Raw genomic sequence first — 18,353 nt, forward strand, 5'->3', positions numbered from 1 at the left:
TTAGTTATTACCGTTTCTCATTTCACTAAACGGTTAACGGTTTCCAACACCTGACTATCATCAAACGGCTTTACAATAAAGTCTTTTGCACCAGACTCGATTGCTTCCACTACAACCTTTTGTTGGCCCATAGCTGAACATACAATGATGGTAGCATGCGGGTCATATGACTTAATTTCCTTAATTGCATCAATACCATTCATGACAGGCATCGTAATATCCATTGTAACAAGGTCAGGATTCAATTCTTTATAGAGCTTCACCGCTTCTGCGCCATCTGCAGCTTCCGCTACAATATCATGGTTTTCTTTTTTCAGTATAGTGGACAAGGTTACCCTCATAAAGTTTGCATCGTCAACTACCATAACTCTGGCCATATTCTTCCTCCCCTAAATGTTACTGATCGTTTGCTATGGTTAGAATGATTGTCATCATTACTCCGATTACTGTGAAATAGACGCCTAAGTCAAAAATCATGGCTGTTGCCAACTCAATTTCACCAAATAAAGGTATTGTAAAGTAATCAAAGGTTTGGGATAAGAATGGTACACCAAATATAAATGAACCTATACCTGTACCAAGTGCGATAGCTAAACCAATTGGAATTAATACCAAGAAGTTTATTGGTAGTACTTTCTTTACAGCCTCGATTCCATAGGCTATATACATGAGCAAAATAGCCGCTGACGTCATAAGCCCACCGACAAAACCACCACCAGGTGAATTATGTCCTGCAAGCAATAGATAGACTGCAAAACCTAGCAGGATAAAGGCGATCAATGATGTGGTAGTACGTAATATTAAATCGTTTGTTTTGTACATGTAAAAAGCTCCTTTATACCTATATACTTTAAGTTTAATATACTATGCTAATAAAATCCATCAAAATCCTGTGAAACCAAACAACCCGCCCAAATAGGACGTCAATTTATAAATCCAGTCAAAAAACAATGCTATTCCTATCACAACCATTAGGTATCCACCGATCTTCACAATGATGGAACTGTGTCTTTTTATCCAACCTAATTTCCCAACGAAGAAGGATAATACAAAGAAAGGAACAGAAAAACCAAGAACATAACTGATCATCATCCACATCCCTGATTGTGGCTCTGTAGACGCAAGTGACAGGACGACACCTAGTATAGGACCAGTGCATGGCGTCCATCCAAGGGAAAATGCTAACCCGATGATAAAAGACCCTACGAAGCCAGCTGGGCGATTTTTAAACATAATTTGTTTATTCTTCATTAAGAACTCAAAGTTCAATACTCCTGCAATAACTAATCCAAAGAAGATAATTAGAATAGCACCCACTTGTCTAATTAAATCTTTGTATGTCATCAAAAACTCCGATATGTAGAGGCTCGTGAACCCCATCATGATAAACACAAAAGAAAAACCTAGTAAAAAGAAAAGGGTATGCATTGTACTCTTCACATTAAAATTTTTATTATCCTCTTTTAATTCGCTTACACTCATACCTGTAATATAGGATATAAAAACTGGAAATAACGGCAATACACAGGGAGATATAAACGATAAAAAACCAGCACTAAATGCAATAAAAATATTTACTTCAGACATATTCTACCTCCTCATAGCTAACTTATCACAGTGTAGCTAAAAATGTATTGTTCCATGCATTAAAATTATGACGAAAAACCGAAAATATTAGCCGTTGTAATAAAAAAGCCCCTTACGTTGTATGGTAAGGGGCTGATTCGCGCGGATGCTTTTTGCAAAATTATAAAATAATTGCTTATTTACCAGATTGATTATTCATAGAACGCATCATCTGATTAATTTTCTTCTGAGATGGTTTTTGTCCCATTTGCATCATTAACGTACGAAGCATTTGCTCATTAATTGGTGGATTCTTTTTTAAATAGCTCATCATATATTTTCTTGCAATAAAAAATCCAAGAGCAACACCAGCAATTAACGCTGCTATAGCAATTAGTACTACCCAAATCGTGCTCATGTCACGCCTTCCTCCTTCGTGTTGTCTCTTTAACAGTATAGTAAATTAATGATAAGAATACAATACTTGTCCACTTTTTGGTTCACGTATACGAATAACTGGTGATACCCAGCCATATTGCGCTGTATTTTCTCCAATGATAAAGAAGGTAGAATCAATCTCCCGTAATATTGGAAACAATATCTCTTCAGCTTCCAGTATTGTTTTACAACGAAATTTTAAATGTTTTTCACTTATATGTAAAGGAATATTAGTCGAATTTTTATATAATCGTAAAAAATCTGCTGTTTCATAAGAAAACATCGTCTTATCCAGCTTCTCTTCTACAATCTTACAAAACTGCGTTCCAGGAAAAGGATAGGTACTATAATCATATTGCATTTGTAGATCCGGTCTTTGCTGACATTCTTTCTGATAATGTTTAATAAAACGATAAAGAATATCACTTTTATGGAAATAATGCCAAGAAAACTCTTCTTTCATCCGGAATACAGTATATTCATACATACTAAGCTTCCCCCTTTTCCTTCTATTATACGGAAAGAAGCTTTAAAATAATGTCGGTTCATCGGAGATATTTTAACTTGTTTTGTCGAGAAAAGTTTATAAATAGACAAAAGCCCTAATACCGCTCTTAAACAAATAGTAGTTTTATTCTGTAAACTATCTCAAACAAAAAAATAGCCTACCATTCCCAATGCGAATTGGTAGGCTATTTCTTTTAATTTTTCTCAATTTATAGTGGATAATTCACCTTTTAAATTGAGCTATTTTGTTAGTGATTCTACATGTTCTACGACGTTCTCTACAGTGAAACCATATTCTTTGATAACTCTGTCACCATTAGCTGATGCACCGAAGCGATCAATAGCAATAATTTTTCCATGGTCACCTACATAACGATCCCAACCGAATGATGCTGCCATTTCAATTGCTACTCTGTTTTTGACAGAAGAAGGTATAACTTTTTCTTTATATGCTGCATCTTGTGCATTGAAACGATCCCAGGATGGCATGCTTACAACGCGAACGTCAATGCCTTTTTCTTTAAGAGCAGCTTGTGCAGAGACCGCCAACTGTACCTCGGAACCTGTTGCTAAAAGCAATGCATCCGGTGTTTCTTTGGTAGCATCACTAACAACATATGCACCTTTCTTAACACCTTCATATGCATACTCTTTTGTCCCTTCAAGAGTAGGAAGGTTTTGACGTGTAAGCACAAGTGCGGTAGGTTGATTTGTTGATTCAATAGCTAATCTCCAAGCAGCTTGTGTCTCATTAGCATCTGCTGGGCGAATTAATGACAAGCCAGGCATAGCACGTAAAGCTGCTAGTTGCTCAACTGGTTCGTGCGTCGGACCATCTTCTCCTACTGCGATGGAATCATGTGTGAATACATACGTCACAGGTGCATTCATAATGGAAGATAGACGAACTGCTGGACGAAGGTAATCACTAAATACGAAGAAAGTACCCGCATAAACCTTCAATCCACCATGAAGAGCCATTCCATTTAATGCTGCGCCCATCGCATGCTCCCGTACACCAAACCACACATTACGCCCAGCATGATTTTTACGAGAGAAATCCTCTTCATTATCCATCATTGTTTTATTAGATCCAGCCAAATCTGCACTACCGCCGAAGAAATTTGGTACAGCTTGGGCAATAGCATTCAATACTTTTCCGGAAGAAGCACGGGTTGCAAGAGTATCTTTACCTGCTTCAAAAACAGGAAGTGATTTTTCCCAATCGACTGGAAGTTCACCTTTCATTGCTAATTCTAATTGCTTAGCCAATTCAGGGTACTTTTCATTGTATGTTGACAACAAAGCATTCCACTTATCTTCTGCTTCAGCACCTTGCTTCCCAATTTTCTCTTTGAAGTCTTCATAAACTTCTTCTGGAACATGAAAGTCTTGTTCGTAAGTCCATTTATAATAATCTTTAGTTAGTTTAACTTCGTCTGCACCTAATGGAGCACCGTGAGAAGATGCTGATGCTGATTTATTAGGAGATCCATAGCCAATAATTGTTTTTACTTCAATTAATGTAGGTTGGTCCGTATTCTCCTGTGCTTGCTTAATTGCTTTTCTTAGAGCATTTATATCATTACCATCTTCAACGCGAATTACTTGCCATCCATATGCTTTAAAACGCTCTTCCGTGTTATCAGAGAAAGATTGATTTAAATCCCCGTCTAAGGATATATCATTGGAATCGTATAGTGCGATTAATTTGCCGAGTCCTAAATGGCCAGCAAGTGAAGCCGCTTCATGAGAAATACCTTCCATTAAATCTCCATCACTTACAAGTGCATAAGTGTGGTGATCAACGATTTGAAGATCTTCCTTGTTAAATTTCGCAGAGAGATGTGCTTCAGCCATTGCCATACCAACTGACATGGCAATTCCCTGACCAAGTGGACCAGTTGTCGCCTCTACACCGTCTGTGTGGTGTACTTCTGGATGGCCTGGTGTCTTAGAATCCCATTGACGAAATTCTTTCAAGTCATTCATCGACACGTTATAACCTGATAAATGAAGCAAACTATATAGAAGCATAGATCCATGGCCTGCTGAAAGAACAAAACGGTCTCTATTAAACCACTTTGAGTTTTTTGGATTGTGATTCATGAAATCAGTCCATAGCGTGTAGGCCATTGGAGCTGCTCCCATTGGAAGTCCAGGGTGACCAGAGTTCGCTTTTTCGATTGCATCAATAGATAATGTACGGATTGTAGTAATTGAATTTTGTTCTATGTTGTTTGACATATTGTTTAGCCCCTTTCAAAAATAACTACTGGTTGTTTCCTCCTCATTCTATAACGAAACCCATCCAGGAACAAGTTAAAACGGATAGGCTTCCTTATAAAAGGGCTGATTTTTGTCGTAGTTTGGTACAAAATTAATGTTTCTTATTTCTCTCTTGCAAGTCTTTCACTTTTTTTGGTGTAACATCGTTTCCTTTAGGATCCACAACTGTCATGGATTTAAACTGGTTTTTAAAAGAGCTTCTTACATTGTTTAGATATTCTTCACGGAGCTCTTTTTGTTCCTGTTTCTCTTTCTCAGTTAGACCTGTATCTTTAGCCTTTTTTGCCAGTGAATTAATTCGCTCAATTTTATCCTGAGATAACATAGCTCTACCTCCTTTTTAATTTTCTATTAATACCCTTATGACTTTTACAAACTTCATCGCCGTCTTGCGTATACATCATTAGCTGTATAAGATCTTATTAAGCTTTATCTTTAAAAAATCTATTTTACGTCTGAATACAACAAAAAACAAGAGCCATTAGCTCCTGCTTAGTTATTTTACGCCTATTAAGGCTTATATTCAAGTATCTTGCAGTTCCTTATACCTGCGATGGACCGTCGCTTTGGAGACAGGATATCCCATTCCGTTTAATGTACTCGTAATCTCTTCAAATGTAAGCTTTTTCTCTCTAAGTCTAACCACTTCTTCTATAGGAAAGGCAACTCTATCGCGCCCTGGAGCATGATGCTGGTTTTTGAGATTTTCAGCAGGATTATATCCTTGTTCTACTGCGCGTCTCATTCCTCTTTTAATTTTTGCATTGTGAATTTTGCGTTGGTATTCTTCCACTATCCCAACTATTTGCAAAACCATAGAGTCTGATTCTGATAGTTCAAGCTTCCCATCATGCATTGCAGTATATACATCTATATGGAGCTTTTGCAGCTGATGGAACAACGCAATTTTGGTATTTCCACGCCCTAGTCTTGTTTCATCCTGAATTAGTAAACAGTCAGCATCTTTAGCCGCAAATATATCGAGCATCTCAAATATGCCATTTCGCTCTATTTCATAGCCACTCTTCTTTTCTTCTATACAAGCTATTACATTAAAATTATAGCGTTCTGCTAATCCCATTAGCTCTATTTTTTGTCTAGCAAGAGAGGTCTCTTGGGTATGTTTGTCGGTACTCACGCGACAGTAGATAATTGCATTCAACACGCTTACTCCTTCTTAAACCAATTAACTCGTAATCATAGTAAAGTACAGGAATCCCAGCGTCAAGGCAAAGGCAACTATATAAAACAAATCCGTTTTTGTAAGTTTACTAAACATAGTTTCATTCCCTCCTTTTCTAAATAGGAACCTTTGTTCGCTTATTTGTAATTTTAATTATAGCAGAACATATGATCCTGTCAAGGCTTTTTCTCGAACGAATGTTTGCTTTATGTGGAATCAAATGGTAAACTATTAATAATTAATCTTATGGGCGAGGTGAAACATTTATGTCAAAACTATCAAAACGTCAGCAAATGATTTTAGATTATATTAAAGACGAAGTAACAAAAAAAGGATATCCGCCTTCCGTCCGGGAAATTGCCGAAGCTGTCGGACTTGCTTCAAGTTCTACAGTACATGGACATTTATCTAGAATTGAAAGCAAAGGATACATTCGACGAGATCCGACTAAGCCAAGAGCAATAGAAATACTTGATTTGTCGGAAGGAAATAATATCCCAAGAGAAGAAGCTCGCTATGCTCCTGTAATTGGGAAGGTAACAGCAGGACTACCTATTACAGCAGTTGAAAATATCGAGGAATTCATTCCTCTACCAACCACAAGTGCTGGACCTGATGATAATCTTTTCGTATTGGTTATCGAAGGGGAAAGTATGATAGAGGCAGGAATACTTGATGGGGATATGGTTATCGTTAAACAGCAGAATACAGCACAAAACAGTGATATAGTTGTTGCGATGACAGATGAAAATGAAGCAACAGTGAAAAGGTTCTTTAAAGAAAAAGACCACATTCGCCTCCAGCCCGAGAATGCAACGATGGATCCGCTTCTATATGATAATGTAACAATACTAGGTAAAGTAATTGGTTTATATCGTAATATCCATTAAATCGAGCAACGTGTAGTACCTAGTACTCACATCTCACCAACACCAAATTCTAGTAAAAAAACAGCTACCTCGAGGGCAGCTGTTTTTTATTGTTCCATTATTACTTTGACTGATTGGAAAAGAATGTTAACTGCAGGTAATAACGTGTCTTCTTTAATATCAAACTTTTCATTATGATGACCTGCAGCCAGTTCTGTACCGAATACACAGTAGGTTGCCTTTCCGCCATTTTTCTGTACTTCGTTCATAAAATAGGTGGCGTCCTCTGAACCTCCTGGCGTGTTATCTTCCAGTTGACTTATTTCAATATCCGGGGATGCTTCGGCACATTTGTGAAGGATACCTGCTAGGTCCAACGAACATTTACAACTTAGTGCCTCGCCTACTGTTTCAATATTATGTTCTACTTGATACATGGTAGCCGCTCCACTGACGACAGATGTCACCTGTTCTTTCACATAATCATTTATTTCAGAAGTCTCTCCTCGCGTTTCTACTTTCATGCTAGCATGATTGGCAATAATATTTCTTCCTGCACCAGCTTCTAGCTGCCCAACATTTATCCTGGTAGCTCCTCCTGAATGACGAGATATACCATGGAGGCTTAGCACACTAGCGGCAGCTGCTAAGAGTGCATTCTTGCCTTCTTCAGGGCTACCTCCGGCATGTGCTGCTGTACCGTCATAGGTGATATCTAATTTGGAGGTGGCAAGAAAACCGCTATTGGCGGCAACGAATTGCTTATGCGGAACACCGACCCCAATATGGGTGGCGATGAAATAATCGACATCTTCCACTATATTTGCTGCTGCCATAGCTTTTGCTCCTCGTGTGCCTTCCTCTGCTGGTTGAAATATTAATTTTATTTTTCCCTTAAGCTCTTCTTTATTCTCAATAAGCAGGGTGGCGAGGCCTAAACCCATCGAAGTGTGGGAGTCATGACCGCAGGCATGCATTTTCCCGTGAACTTTTGAACTGAATCCTTCATTGTGCGGGAAATGCTCGTTACTGTCTGACTCTAAAATATCCAATGCATCCATATCAAATCGATATGCAATAATAGGGCCTTTCTTACCTGTATCTAATGTGGCAACTATTCCTGTATAGCCTTCTGAAAAGGGATTAAGATAATCATCAATTGCCCCATTTTTCTGTGCCCATTGATAATGTTTCTTTGTTTCCTCTTCAGTGGGTTTTCCCATGCAATCTGCCTCTGACATAACTTCCTTTCCCATTTTCAGTTGGAAACCAAGTTTGTCTAAAATAGAAGCTACAATAGAAGCTGTTCTCATTTCCATAAAACCTGTTTCGGGATATTGGTGGAAATCTCGGCGCCACTGAATTAATTTATCTTCTAATTGTTGCATACTGCTCTCCTCCTTCTATAAGAACGGGTATATTCCTGGACCAAATGGTAGACCTGAATAGTAAAATACCAGAATTAATATAACCCAAGTAGTTAAAAACGCAATACTATACGGTAGCATTAATGAAATATAAGTACCTATACTTGCTTTTTTATCATATTTTTTTATAAACGCCAAAATGATAACCATATACGGGAACAATGGTGTAATAATATTTGTTGAAGAATCTGCCACCCTGTATGCAACTTGCGTAAAGGCCGGATGATATCCGAGTTGCATAAACATCGGAATAAACACTGGGGCTTCAATTGCCCACTTAGCAGACCCTGAAGTAATCAGGAAGTTCATTAATGCAGTAAATATGATATAGCCAATAATCAACCAAATACCTGTAAAATTAATATCCTTTAAATAATCAGCCCCGTTAACCGCTACCCATGTTCCTAGATTCGACCAATTAAAATATGCAATAAACTGTGCAATAGCAAATACTAAAACAATATAGCTTGACATGTCCTTCATAGACTCTGCCATATAGTCACTTACATCCTTACCAGTCTTAATTCTCCCTACTGTTATGCCAAAGGTAACAGCTACAATGATAAAGAAAAATAGCACAATAGGAATAATCCCGTCTAAGAATGGTGAGGGTACAATACTACCATCTTCACCTCTTAATGGGCTGTTTGGTAAAGAAATAACAATGACGATCAGTGCAATGTAGGAAAGCCCAGCAATGATCGAATTTCGGAATCCTTTGCCGCCATTCTGTAACTCCTCATTCTCCTCATCTTCAACAGCTTCGCCTTTATATTTCCCCAGCCTTGGTTCAACAAATTTAGTAGTTATGAGTCCACCAATAATTGTCATAACAAAAACAGATACAATATTAAAGTACCAGTTATCGACCGGGGTTACCACCATCGACTCGTCCACAATGGCTGCTGCTTCTGTTGAAATTCCTGCTAGTAATGCGTCTGTACCAGCAATAAAGATATTGGCTGTAAATCCAGCACCAGCCCCTGCAAAACCTGCAGCTAATCCGGCTAATGGGTGGCGTCCAACTTTATAAAACACCATTGCAGCAAGTGGTGGTATCAATACAACCGCAGCGTCAGAGGCAAGGTTTCCAAGAATCCCTACAAATACTACCGTATAAGTAACTAAACTTGGAGGTGAACTCAAGATAGTTTTTCTGATGGCATAATCCATTAGTCCAACCTTTTCAGCTAGACCAATTCCTAGCATCATAACAAGAACAAGTCCCAATGGAGCAAAACCAGTAAAGTTATCGAGCATGGAAGTTAGGATAAACTGCAAGCCTTCACCTGATAGCAAATTTTGAATCTCTAGCTCTTCTCCTGTACCTGGATGCACAACGGAAGCATTAAACAAACTAAATATATAGGAAACAACGATCATTAATAAGGATAGTCCAATAAATAAAATAAACGGATCCGGTAACTTATTTCCTACCTTTTCAACCAAATCTAAAAATCTTTGAAATAAACCACGCCTCTTTTCCATAATACCCCTCGCATTCTATACTAATATTTCGATTTAACTATTTGGAAAGCCTACTTCTCATGCAACTTTGAAGGAGTTACACCCTCAGGAATAGGATTGCTGTATGGATTGGCTTTCTTAAATGCCTCAAATTCTTCTTTTATATTTTGTAGGTCTTCTGGGTTGTCAAACAGCTGAATACCAGCTAAGGCCATTGTTTCTGCGGCGCGGAACATCCCGTTTAATGCATAGTTTCTTAATCCTTGTGTTGTCATTTGCCATGTGTGTAAAGCAGTACCCAGCACAGAAGTAGATGCTGATAATTGAGCTGTTGGGACGACCCAGCTTACATCTGAAACATCTGTAGAACCAGCAAGGATTTCCTTGGATTCATAATAAGGTGAAATAGAGTCAGAATAATACTTACCAGCAAACTCACTACCATCTCCAACATAACCAAAACCTTTCATTGGATCTAGGAAGTTTTCTTTTTCACCGTCTGTAAAGGTATTCCATATTTTCTTTGCAAATGCATTCTCTTCATCTGTAGGCTTTTGTACTCCAACCTCGGTAAATTTCTTATACAAGATTTTCTCCAGAGAACGATTGGGAATATAATTAGAACATGCCTTATCAAAATCAATTGTTACTTCAGTTTCTGTCATGAGTGCAGCACCTTCAGCAATTTTCTTTACTCTTTGAAAAATGCTGTCCACCTGTGCCACCTTTGGAGCTCTTACCAGGTATAGTACCTCGGCATTTGCTTGAACCACATTTGGGGATATCCCCCCTGTGTTTGTCACAGCATAATGAATACGTGCCTCTGGCACAATATGCTCTCGCAAATAGTTAACGCCCACGTTCATTAGTTCCACAGCATCCAATGCACTTCGACCCAAATGTGGCGTGTTTGCAGCATGAGATGAAATGCCTTTGAATTTAAATGAAACTTGATAGTTTGCCAAGCTTGATAAACTCATAATCGCATTTGCAGGAGAGGGGTGCCATGTAAGCGCAGCATCGAGGCCATCAAACACACCTTCTCTTACCATAAATGTCTTTCCTGAACCGCCTTCTTCTCCTGGACAGCCAAAAAATTTCACAGTACCTGGCAGGTTATTTTCTTCTAAGTATTTTTTTGCAGCACATGCAGCAGCAAATGCCCCTGTACCTAACAAATTATGACCACATCCATGTCCAATATCTTTCTCTAAAGGTTGATAACTCGTTTCATTAGGCTTCTGACTTAAGCCTGAAAGTGCATCAAACTCACCTAGATATCCTATTACAGGCTTACCTTCGCCATATGTAGCAATAAATGCCGTTTCTATCCCAGCAACATTACGTTCAACAAGAAAGCCTTGTTCCTCGCAAGCCTTAGCAAAATAGGAAGCTGATTCATATTCTTCAAATCTTGTTTCTGGATGGTGGTAAATAAAGCTACTCACTTGTTCAAAAGTATTCCGATTGGTAGATAAATAGTTTTCAACAAATTTATTCATGTTAGTTCCTCCTTAGTTGGCCTTAAAGATTGATTAACGACATAATTAATAACATTCTGAATTTTTATCTCGCAATTTAAGTCGAGAAATGTAGATTTATTTTACCATAAGTCTAAAATATTAGACAAACGAAATCGTTAGAATCATAGGAATGTTTTGACATTTAAACTAAAGGATAGAGTGCCTGCATTATGGGACACCTACTCTATCTCCCTTTAATCTCAAGAATTCAAGTGAATTTCTACGAAAAGTTATTTTTAAAAATACCGCCCATAGATGGACGGTATTTTTAATATACATTTAAAATAGTTGCGTACTTAAAAGCTTCTTTAAAGCTTAGTACGTGCTTAAATATTGTTCTCTTTCCCATGGGTGCACTTGCGTTTTGAACATATCCCATTCAATTTCTTTTGCTTCAACAAAATGCTCGAATAAGTGTTCACCAAGTGAGTTTACGATAACCTCATCTTTTTTAAGTTCTTCAAGTGCACCAGCTAATGTGCTAGGTAGATCCTCGATTCCAGCTTCTTCACGCTCTTCTTTTGTAAGAACATAAATATTGCGGTCTACGGCAGTTGGTGTTTTCATTTTCTTCTCAATCCCGTCTAGGCCTGCTGCAAGTAGGGATGATAATGCCAAGTATGGATTAGCAGATGGGTCAACACTACGCGCTTCTACCCGTGTGCTAATTCCACGTGAACTTGGAATACGCATTAGACAACTTCTGTTAGAACCGGACCACGCGATATAACTAGGAGCTTCATAGCCAGGAACTAATCTTTTATATGAGTTAACTGTAGGGTTCGTAACAGCAGTAAAGCTTTTCGCATGACTGATTGTGCCTGCAATAAACTGATAAGCCGTTTCGCTTAGTTGCATATCTCCTTTTTCATCGAAGAAGGCATTTTTACCGTCTTTGAATAGAGACATGTTAACATGCATCCCAGATCCGTTAACGCCGAATAATGGCTTCGGCATAAATGTAGCGTGTAAATTATGCTTTCTAGCAATTGTTTTAACTACTAGTTTAAAAGTTTGAATATCATCAGCATGTTTTACAGCATCAGAATATTTAAAATCGATCTCATGCTGTCCAGGTGCAACTTCGTGATGGGATGCTTCAATCTCAAAGCCCATTTCTTCAAGTTCAAGTACGATATCACGACGACAGTTTTCCCCTAAATCAGTAGGAGCCAAGTCAAAATAGCCACCTCTATCATTTAGTTCAAGGGAAGGGTCTCCTTTTTCATCTAATTTGAAAAGGAAAAATTCTGGCTCTGTACCAATATTAAAAGCATCAAACCCTAGCTCTTCCATTTTCTTAAGGTTACGCTTTAGATTATAGCGTGGATCCCCTTCAAATGGCGTGCCGTCTGGCTTGTAAATATCGCAGATAAAACGGGCAACTTTACCTTTTTCTGAAGTCCATGGGAATACAACGAAGGTATCCAGGTCAGGATATAAATACATATCAGATTCTTCAATGCGAACAAATCCTTCGATAGAAGAACCGTCAAACATCATTTTATTATCTAATGCTTTATCTAATTGACTTAGTGGGATTTCAACGTTTTTGATTGTCCCTAGCATGTCTGTAAATTGAAGACGGATAAACCTCACGTTTTCTTCTTTAATTTGTTTCATGATTTCATCTTTTGATAATTTCTTTCCCATTCCTTCTCCTCCTAATAATTTATATATTTGAATAAAAAATATGGTTATATAAGCTAAGCTATGTATCCATATTTTCTATACATTATTAATGATTGGTAAAGAATCTGGATAATTCACCTTGGCGCAGGTTTGTTTTACCATGTCTGCCCGCATCGGTAAGTTCTGTTCGTAAAATTTTTCGAAGTTCCTTGTCTGACAATTCGTTTGATGTTGGCTTTGGCAACACTTCTTTTGTCTCGACCATTTCCTCTTGAAGCATAAGCTTGATCCCTGCGATATTCAGACCTTTATCTAAGAGGTCTTTTATCTCAAGTAATCTGTCTACATCATTAAAAGAAAATAACCGTTGATTTCCACCTGTTCTTTCTGGATGGATTAGATCATGCTCTTCATAATACCTTATTTGTCTTGCAGTTAGTTCTGTAAGCTTCATTACAATACCAATTGCAAATAAGGGCATGGAACGTCTATCTTGATCATTCAATTCATGACCCCCTTGTAACGAATTAGTTATATTATATGAAATGTCAGGTAATATGTCAACCCGATGTAAGGTTTTCTCACACAATTAAGTTTCTACTTCTTTTTAATACCCTAACTTCTCTTTATTAAACCTTCTTTTGTCAATGTTTCCACAGATGCTACTAGCGCTAGCTTAACATGCGCATACGTTAAGCCTCCTTGAACAAAGGCTGTAAATGGGTGTCTTAAAGGGCCGTCCGCTGACAATTCAATGCTGGCCCCTTGAATAAATGTACCTGCTGCCATAATCACTTTATCTTCATAACCGGGCATTTCGCTAGGGTATGGAGTTACAAAAGAATTCACTGGCGAGTTCCGCTGTATTTCCTGGCAAAAGCGTACCATCGGCTGCTCTTCCCTGAAGGTAACGGATTGAATAAGGTCTGTTCTTTTCTCTTGGTAGTGCGGGCTTGTCTCAAAACCAGCCAGTTCTAAAAAGCGAGAAGTGAAAACTGCCCCTTTTAACGCTTCTCCCACAATATGCGGAGCTAGAAAGAAGCCTTGGAACATTTCTTGAAGCGTATGAAAAGTTGCCCCCGTCTCTTTTCCTAGACCAGGTGCTGTTAAACGGTTAGCACACTGCTCAATTAGTTCTTTACTTCCCGCAAGGTAGCCACCAGCTCTTACAATCCCCCCGCCTGGGTTCTTTATAAGAGAGCCAGCAATAATATCTGCCCCTACATGCAATGGCTCTCTACTCTCTACAAATTCCCCGTAGCAATTATCAACAAATATAATAAGATTTTCATTTATCCCTTTAACAAAAGAAATCATTTCTTGTATTTCATCAATCGTAAAGGAGGGGCGATCATCATAGCCTTTTGATCGTTGAATACCTATAACCTTCGTTTGATTAGAAATGGCTTCTTTTATACCCTGGTAGTTCACCGTTCCATTTTCCCTTAAATCGACTTGATTGTAATGGATTTGGAACTCTTTTAGTGAACCTGTATTTTCACCACGAATGCCAATAACTTCTTCCAACGTGTCGTAAGGTTTGCCCGTAATGTAAAGTAATTCATCTTGTGGTCTTAAGAGTCCAAATAATGCTGTTGTAATAGCGTGGGTACCTGATACAATTTGCGGTCTTACAAGCGCATCTTCGCCACCAAATACTTCTGCATAGACGGCTTCGAGTGTCTCTCTTCCTATGTCGTCGTACCCGTAGCCACTTGTTGAATGAAAATGGCTGTCACTAACCCGGTGTTTTTTAAAGGCATCTAGTACTCGTTTCTGATTTAACTCTCGAACTTCTTCAATACTTTTATGGTGAATAGCACAATCTTCTTCTGTCTTTTGTATCATATCTTTAATCATGTAATGTCTTTACTCCTCTAAAAAGCCCCTTAAAGGGTGATCTTGTTTAATATAGCCTTGTAATACATACCGGTTTGTTGTTTCCTCAAACTCTTTTCGTATAATAAGTGTTTCTTGCTCTAGTCTGTTTAATTGTTTTCCTTCCTCAGGACCCAGTTGGACGTTGTATGGTTTCCATATTTCTTGCAAAATCGTTTCTACTTTGGAGAGCATATTATCAATGTCTTTTTGTTGATAAGCACTCATGAAGAAGTAAGGATGCTGCATAGGGATAACTTCTTCCCCATTAAGACGGTCTTCTTTATTGTAGATAGTAAGCATGGGAATGGAGCCCGCATCCAATTCATCTAAAAGCTTGATAACCGTATCTTGTTGCTGTTCTTGATCAGGATGGGAAACATCCACGACATGTAATAAAAAGTCTGCCTCTTTCACCTCTTCTAACGTGGACCGAAAGGCGGCAATCAAGGCTGTTGGTAAGTCTTGCATAAAGCCTACTGTATCTGTAATAAGCGCTTGAAAACCAGAAGGTAATTGAATTTGCCGTGTTAGTGGATCCAATGTAGCAAACAATTGATTCTCCTCAAGCGATGAACTATTTGTCAAACGATTAAACAATGTTGATTTCCCTGCGTTGGTATACCCGACAATGGCAATTTGAAAAGCTTCATTTGATTTTCTTCGTTTTCTGTATTGCTCCCGTTGACGAACAATCGTTTCTAGTCTTCTTTTAATATCATAGATTCTTCTTCTTATGTGACGTTGATCGGATTCAAGTTTGGTTTCGCCTGGCCCTCTCGTACCAATACCCGCTCCCAGCCGGGACATTTCAATCCCCTGGCCTCGAAGTCTCGGCAAAGTGTATTCATGTTGCGCTAATTCAACTTGAAGTTTACCTTCCTTGGTCCTCGCACGCTGGGCAAAAATATCAAGAATTAGCTGACTTCTGTCAATTATCCGCACACCAAATTCTGCCCCTAGGTTCCGCAATTGGCCAGCTGACAATTCATCATTGGAAATAACTAAATCTATACCAAGTTCTGTGATGGCTTCCTTAATTTCTTGTACTTTTCCTGTACCAATATAGTGAGCAGGGTCGATTCGATCTCTATTTTGAGTCATTATAGACTCTACGTTCCCACCCGCTGTTTCACTTAAGGAAATAAGCTCATCTAAAGAGGACTGGAATTTTGCTTCATTTTGCTGTTTTTTATTTACGGCAATTATAAGAATTTTTTCGGACATAACTGCATCCTTTCTTTCGATGAGTGTATTGTTTTCAGTGTTCTCGCTAGTTTAATCTTACCAAAATTGGCAATCGAGCACAAAATTGAGACTAGCTAGTTATTGCTTGAAAGATCTTCTCGCGTTAGATGAATTAAATCGTGCGTTGTAAAATGTTCTTCTGTTAGAAGTCTTACAGCATGCATACGGATAGCATGCTCTATCACATTTCTAACATAACGTGCATTGGAGAAATTCCGCTCCTCCTCTTGCATCTTTCTCGTAAGCCGTTCCCTTAGTTCATATCTTGCTTCCTTTGTAAATCTATATTCACGTTCAGCTGCCATTTGGGTTGCAATCTCCATCAACTGGGAAACTTCATAGTTTTGGAAATCCAGAATGAACGGAAAGCGCGATTTAAGACCTGGATTTAAAGATAAGAATCGTTCCATCTCAGAAGGATAGCCCGCAAGAATAAGAACAAAGTCGTTTTGATAGTCCTCCATATGCTTAACTAACGTATCGATTGCTTCTTTCCCAAAATCCTTTTCTCCACCGCGTGCTAACGAATAAGCTTCATCAATAAATAGGATTCCACCCATTGCTTTTTGAATAAGCGCTCTCGTTTTTTGAGCAGTCTGCCCGATGTATTCTCCAACCAAATCTGCTCTTTCTGCTTCAATAAAATGACCTTTTGATAATTGGCCCATATCAAAATAAATTTTGGCGAGCTTGCGAGCAACGGTTGTTTTGCCTGTTCCGGGATTACCTTTGAAAAGCATATGAAGTACTTGTTTAGAACACGATAAACCTGCTTGCTTTCGTTTTTCATTGATTACTACCGTAGCATAGACTTCTTTTATTTTCTGCTTTAGCTCATGCAACCCGACAAATGAGGAAAACTCACTGTCAATGTGTTTAAAAGAATTACTCTCAGCAAAACGATTTTGCTTATTTGGAATTGCCTTAATTTCCTCTTTTCTATCCTGAAGAATGATGTTGATTTGGTTGCTTTTACTACGCATTAACTGTGTTTCCATGCCTTCATCCCTCCGTCATTTCATTATACGCGGAGGCATAAAAGTTGTGACATTAGCCCAATAATCTTAAGAATGCAGCTAATAAAAGAGCAAATGAAAAACGGGCGCCCTTAGCGCCCGTAAATTTACTTATTCTTTTTCCAACGTTACATTTTTGACAGGAGCGAATGTGGAAATTGCATGCTTAAATATCAGCTGCTGCTTTCCGTCGGTTTCTAAAAGAACGGTGAAATTGTCGAATGCTTTCACGACTCCACGTAATTGAAAACCGTTTGTCAGAAACACAGTCACCGCAATATGGTTCTTTCTCAATTGGTTTAAATATTGGTCCTGAATATTTACTGTTTGCGCCATTTTCCTTCCTCCTCTTTTCTATCTATATATTCATTTCTACTTTTCTTGAAGAAATCCTGCAATATCGCGTAAAATAAGTCTGGATTTTTCCCTAGCCTCTTCAGGTTTAATCGAATACCAGTTGACATCCATCTTGTTTCTAAACCATGTATACTGGCGTTTAGCAAACCTGCGAGAATTCTGCTTTAGTATTTCAATTGTTTGCTCAAGAGACTGGCGATTTTCAAAATAAGGAATAAACTCTTTGTAACCAATCCCCTTCATGGAAGGCTTATCTGTATATCCCCTTTGATATAGAGTTTGAACCTCTTTTACCAATCCCTGTTGCACCATGAGATCTACACGATGATTAATTTTGTCATATAAGAGCTCTCTATCCATCTCCAACCCAATTAAATAAAGCTGATATGGAGAAGTTAGTTGCTGTGTTTTTTGCCACTCTGACATAGTCATTCCCGTTGTTTCATAGATTTCAAGCGCTCGAATCACACGTCTAGCGTTGTTTGGATGCGTCTTTGCAGCCTGAACTGGATCCAATTCTTTTAACCTACTGTACAGGACATTCGCTCCATCTTCTTCCATTTGTTTTTCCAGCTTCCTTGAGATGGTAATATCTCGCTTTACATTGGCAAAATTGTAATCATATAAAGCAGCCTGTACATACAGACCGCTTCCTCCTACGAGAATGGGTAATTTATGTCTTGAGCTAATTTCCTCTATGTGTTCTTTAACGCTTGCTTGGAATTCAGCAACAGAAAAAGATTCCCACGGCTCCTTAATGTCTATCATGTGATGGGGGATACCTTCCATTTCATTTTTTGACACTTTGGCAGTCCCAATATCCATACCCTTATAAACTTGCATTGAATCCCCGCTAATAATTTCTCCGTCAAATTGCTTTGCTACCTCAATGCTGAGTTTCGTTTTACCAACTGCTGTTGGACCTATTATCGCGATTACTGTTTGTTCCATTA

At 38.4% G+C, this 18,353-nt stretch carries 19 protein-coding genes; 1 reads left to right on the forward strand and 18 read right to left on the reverse strand.

The features are described from left to right. Positions 1-17: 17 nt before the first annotated feature. From BN988_RS02850 to BN988_RS02885, 8 genes are all read right to left on the reverse strand, one after another. Entirely contained in the window at positions 18-377 is a 360-nt protein-coding gene (locus tag BN988_RS02850; RefSeq protein WP_036572946.1) for a response regulator, read from the reverse strand. Positions 378-396: 19 nt separating this feature from the next. Then, positions 397-822, reverse strand: coding sequence for a Na(+)/H(+) antiporter subunit B (locus BN988_RS02855; protein ID WP_036572947.1), 426 nt, complete (start codon positions 820-822; stop codon positions 397-399). Between the two features lie 60 nt (positions 823-882). Further along, positions 883-1,587: a cytochrome c biogenesis CcdA family protein gene (locus BN988_RS02860; RefSeq protein ID WP_036572949.1), complete on the reverse strand. Its 705-nt coding sequence runs from the start codon at positions 1,585-1,587 to the stop codon at positions 883-885. Between the two features lie 175 nt (positions 1,588-1,762). Further along, positions 1,763-1,984: a YneF family protein gene (locus BN988_RS02865; protein WP_036572951.1), complete on the reverse strand. Its 222-nt coding sequence runs from the start codon at positions 1,982-1,984 to the stop codon at positions 1,763-1,765. Between the two features lie 45 nt (positions 1,985-2,029). Continuing rightward, positions 2,030-2,491 carry a sporulation inhibitor of replication protein SirA gene (gene sirA / locus BN988_RS02870; protein WP_036572952.1) on the reverse strand — a complete coding sequence of 154 codons (462 nt, stop codon included), beginning with the start codon at positions 2,489-2,491 and terminating at the stop codon, positions 2,030-2,032. A 260-nt stretch (positions 2,492-2,751) separates the two neighbouring features. Beyond that, the gene (gene tkt / locus BN988_RS02875) at positions 2,752-4,758 is read right to left on the reverse strand and encodes a transketolase (RefSeq protein ID WP_036572954.1); all 2,007 of its coding nucleotides are present in this window, start codon (positions 4,756-4,758) and stop codon (positions 2,752-2,754) included. Between the two features lie 133 nt (positions 4,759-4,891). Continuing rightward, entirely contained in the window at positions 4,892-5,125 is a 234-nt protein-coding gene (locus tag BN988_RS02880) for a DUF896 domain-containing protein (protein WP_036572956.1), read from the reverse strand. Between the two features lie 198 nt (positions 5,126-5,323). After that, positions 5,324-5,962, reverse strand: coding sequence for a YneB family resolvase-like protein (locus BN988_RS02885; RefSeq protein ID WP_036572958.1), 639 nt, complete (start codon positions 5,960-5,962; stop codon positions 5,324-5,326). Between the two features lie 287 nt (positions 5,963-6,249). On the opposite strand from BN988_RS02885, the gene lexA reads away from it, so the two are divergent. Continuing rightward, the gene (lexA, locus tag BN988_RS02890) at positions 6,250-6,873 is read left to right on the forward strand and encodes a transcriptional repressor LexA (RefSeq protein ID WP_036572960.1); all 624 of its coding nucleotides are present in this window, start codon (positions 6,250-6,252) and stop codon (positions 6,871-6,873) included. 86 nt (positions 6,874-6,959) lie between these two features. Here the strand turns inward: lexA and BN988_RS02895 are convergent, their stop codons facing one another. The 10 genes from BN988_RS02895 to miaA all read right to left on the reverse strand — a co-directional run bounded on the left by BN988_RS02895 (position 6,960) and on the right by miaA (position 18,351). Then, positions 6,960-8,240: an amidohydrolase gene (locus tag BN988_RS02895; protein ID WP_036572962.1), complete on the reverse strand. Its 1,281-nt coding sequence runs from the start codon at positions 8,238-8,240 to the stop codon at positions 6,960-6,962. A gap of 15 nt (positions 8,241-8,255) precedes the next feature. Then, the gene (locus tag BN988_RS02900; RefSeq protein WP_036572963.1) at positions 8,256-9,767 is read right to left on the reverse strand and encodes an AbgT family transporter; all 1,512 of its coding nucleotides are present in this window, start codon (positions 9,765-9,767) and stop codon (positions 8,256-8,258) included. A gap of 50 nt (positions 9,768-9,817) precedes the next feature. Further along, the gene (locus tag BN988_RS02905) at positions 9,818-11,248 is read right to left on the reverse strand and encodes a M20 family metallopeptidase (protein ID WP_036572964.1); all 1,431 of its coding nucleotides are present in this window, start codon (positions 11,246-11,248) and stop codon (positions 9,818-9,820) included. A gap of 336 nt (positions 11,249-11,584) precedes the next feature. Further along, the gene (gene glnA, locus BN988_RS02910) at positions 11,585-12,922 is read right to left on the reverse strand and encodes a type I glutamate--ammonia ligase (protein ID WP_036572965.1); all 1,338 of its coding nucleotides are present in this window, start codon (positions 12,920-12,922) and stop codon (positions 11,585-11,587) included. Between the two features lie 85 nt (positions 12,923-13,007). Continuing rightward, entirely contained in the window at positions 13,008-13,382 is a 375-nt protein-coding gene (locus tag BN988_RS02915) for a MerR family transcriptional regulator (RefSeq protein WP_036576294.1), read from the reverse strand. Positions 13,383-13,516: 134 nt separating this feature from the next. Beyond that, positions 13,517-14,761, reverse strand: a complete 1,245-nt coding sequence (locus BN988_RS02920; protein ID WP_036572966.1) for a methionine gamma-lyase family protein — start codon at positions 14,759-14,761, stop codon at positions 13,517-13,519. A gap of 9 nt (positions 14,762-14,770) precedes the next feature. Further along, entirely contained in the window at positions 14,771-16,006 is a 1,236-nt protein-coding gene (gene hflX, locus BN988_RS02925) for a GTPase HflX (protein WP_036572967.1), read from the reverse strand. A 95-nt stretch (positions 16,007-16,101) separates the two neighbouring features. Continuing rightward, entirely contained in the window at positions 16,102-17,025 is a 924-nt protein-coding gene (spoVK, locus tag BN988_RS02930) for a stage V sporulation protein K (RefSeq protein ID WP_036572968.1), read from the reverse strand. 129 nt (positions 17,026-17,154) lie between these two features. Next, complete coding sequence (gene hfq / locus BN988_RS02935) at positions 17,155-17,379, reverse strand: RNA chaperone Hfq (protein ID WP_036572969.1); 225 nt, start codon at positions 17,377-17,379, stop codon at positions 17,155-17,157. Positions 17,380-17,415: 36 nt separating this feature from the next. Beyond that, the gene (miaA, locus tag BN988_RS02940; protein ID WP_036572970.1) at positions 17,416-18,351 is read right to left on the reverse strand and encodes a tRNA (adenosine(37)-N6)-dimethylallyltransferase MiaA; all 936 of its coding nucleotides are present in this window, start codon (positions 18,349-18,351) and stop codon (positions 17,416-17,418) included. Positions 18,352-18,353 lie beyond the last annotated feature (2 nt).

The organism is Oceanobacillus picturae (genome assembly GCF_000612865.1).
Taxonomy (GTDB): domain Bacteria; phylum Bacillota; class Bacilli; order Bacillales; family Amphibacillaceae; genus Oceanobacillus_B; species Oceanobacillus_B jordanicus.

Coding starts and splice junctions, on each gene's coding strand:
- BN988_RS02900 (WP_036572963.1), bottom strand. CDS start 9,767: ATGGAAAAGAGGCGTGGTTTATTTCAAAGATTTTTAGATTTGGTTGAA.
- sirA (WP_036572952.1), bottom strand. CDS start 2,491: ATGTATGAATATACTGTATTCCGGATGAAAGAAGAGTTTTCTTGGCAT.
- BN988_RS02920 (WP_036572966.1), bottom strand. CDS start 14,761: ATGATTAAAGATATGATACAAAAGACAGAAGAAGATTGTGCTATTCAC.
- BN988_RS02860 (WP_036572949.1), bottom strand. CDS start 1,587: ATGTCTGAAGTAAATATTTTTATTGCATTTAGTGCTGGTTTTTTATCG.
- glnA (WP_036572965.1), bottom strand. CDS start 12,922: ATGGGAAAGAAATTATCAAAAGATGAAATCATGAAACAAATTAAAGAA.
- miaA (WP_036572970.1), bottom strand. CDS start 18,351: ATGGAACAAACAGTAATCGCGATAATAGGTCCAACAGCAGTTGGTAAA.
- BN988_RS02850 (WP_036572946.1), bottom strand. CDS start 377: ATGGCCAGAGTTATGGTAGTTGACGATGCAAACTTTATGAGGGTAACC.
- tkt (WP_036572954.1), bottom strand. CDS start 4,758: ATGTCAAACAACATAGAACAAAATTCAATTACTACAATCCGTACATTA.
- BN988_RS02905 (WP_036572964.1), bottom strand. CDS start 11,248: ATGAATAAATTTGTTGAAAACTATTTATCTACCAATCGGAATACTTTT.
- BN988_RS02865 (WP_036572951.1), bottom strand. CDS start 1,984: ATGAGCACGATTTGGGTAGTACTAATTGCTATAGCAGCGTTAATTGCT.
- hflX (WP_036572967.1), bottom strand. CDS start 16,006: ATGTCCGAAAAAATTCTTATAATTGCCGTAAATAAAAAACAGCAAAAT.
- BN988_RS02855 (WP_036572947.1), bottom strand. CDS start 822: ATGTACAAAACAAACGATTTAATATTACGTACTACCACATCATTGATC.
- lexA (WP_036572960.1), top strand. CDS start 6,250: ATGTCAAAACTATCAAAACGTCAGCAAATGATTTTAGATTATATTAAA.
- BN988_RS02895 (WP_036572962.1), bottom strand. CDS start 8,240: ATGCAACAATTAGAAGATAAATTAATTCAGTGGCGCCGAGATTTCCAC.
- BN988_RS02915 (WP_036576294.1), bottom strand. CDS start 13,382: ATGCCCTTATTTGCAATTGGTATTGTAATGAAGCTTACAGAACTAACT.
- BN988_RS02880 (WP_036572956.1), bottom strand. CDS start 5,125: ATGTTATCTCAGGATAAAATTGAGCGAATTAATTCACTGGCAAAAAAG.
- spoVK (WP_036572968.1), bottom strand. CDS start 17,025: ATGGAAACACAGTTAATGCGTAGTAAAAGCAACCAAATCAACATCATT.
- hfq (WP_036572969.1), bottom strand. CDS start 17,379: ATGGCGCAAACAGTAAATATTCAGGACCAATATTTAAACCAATTGAGA.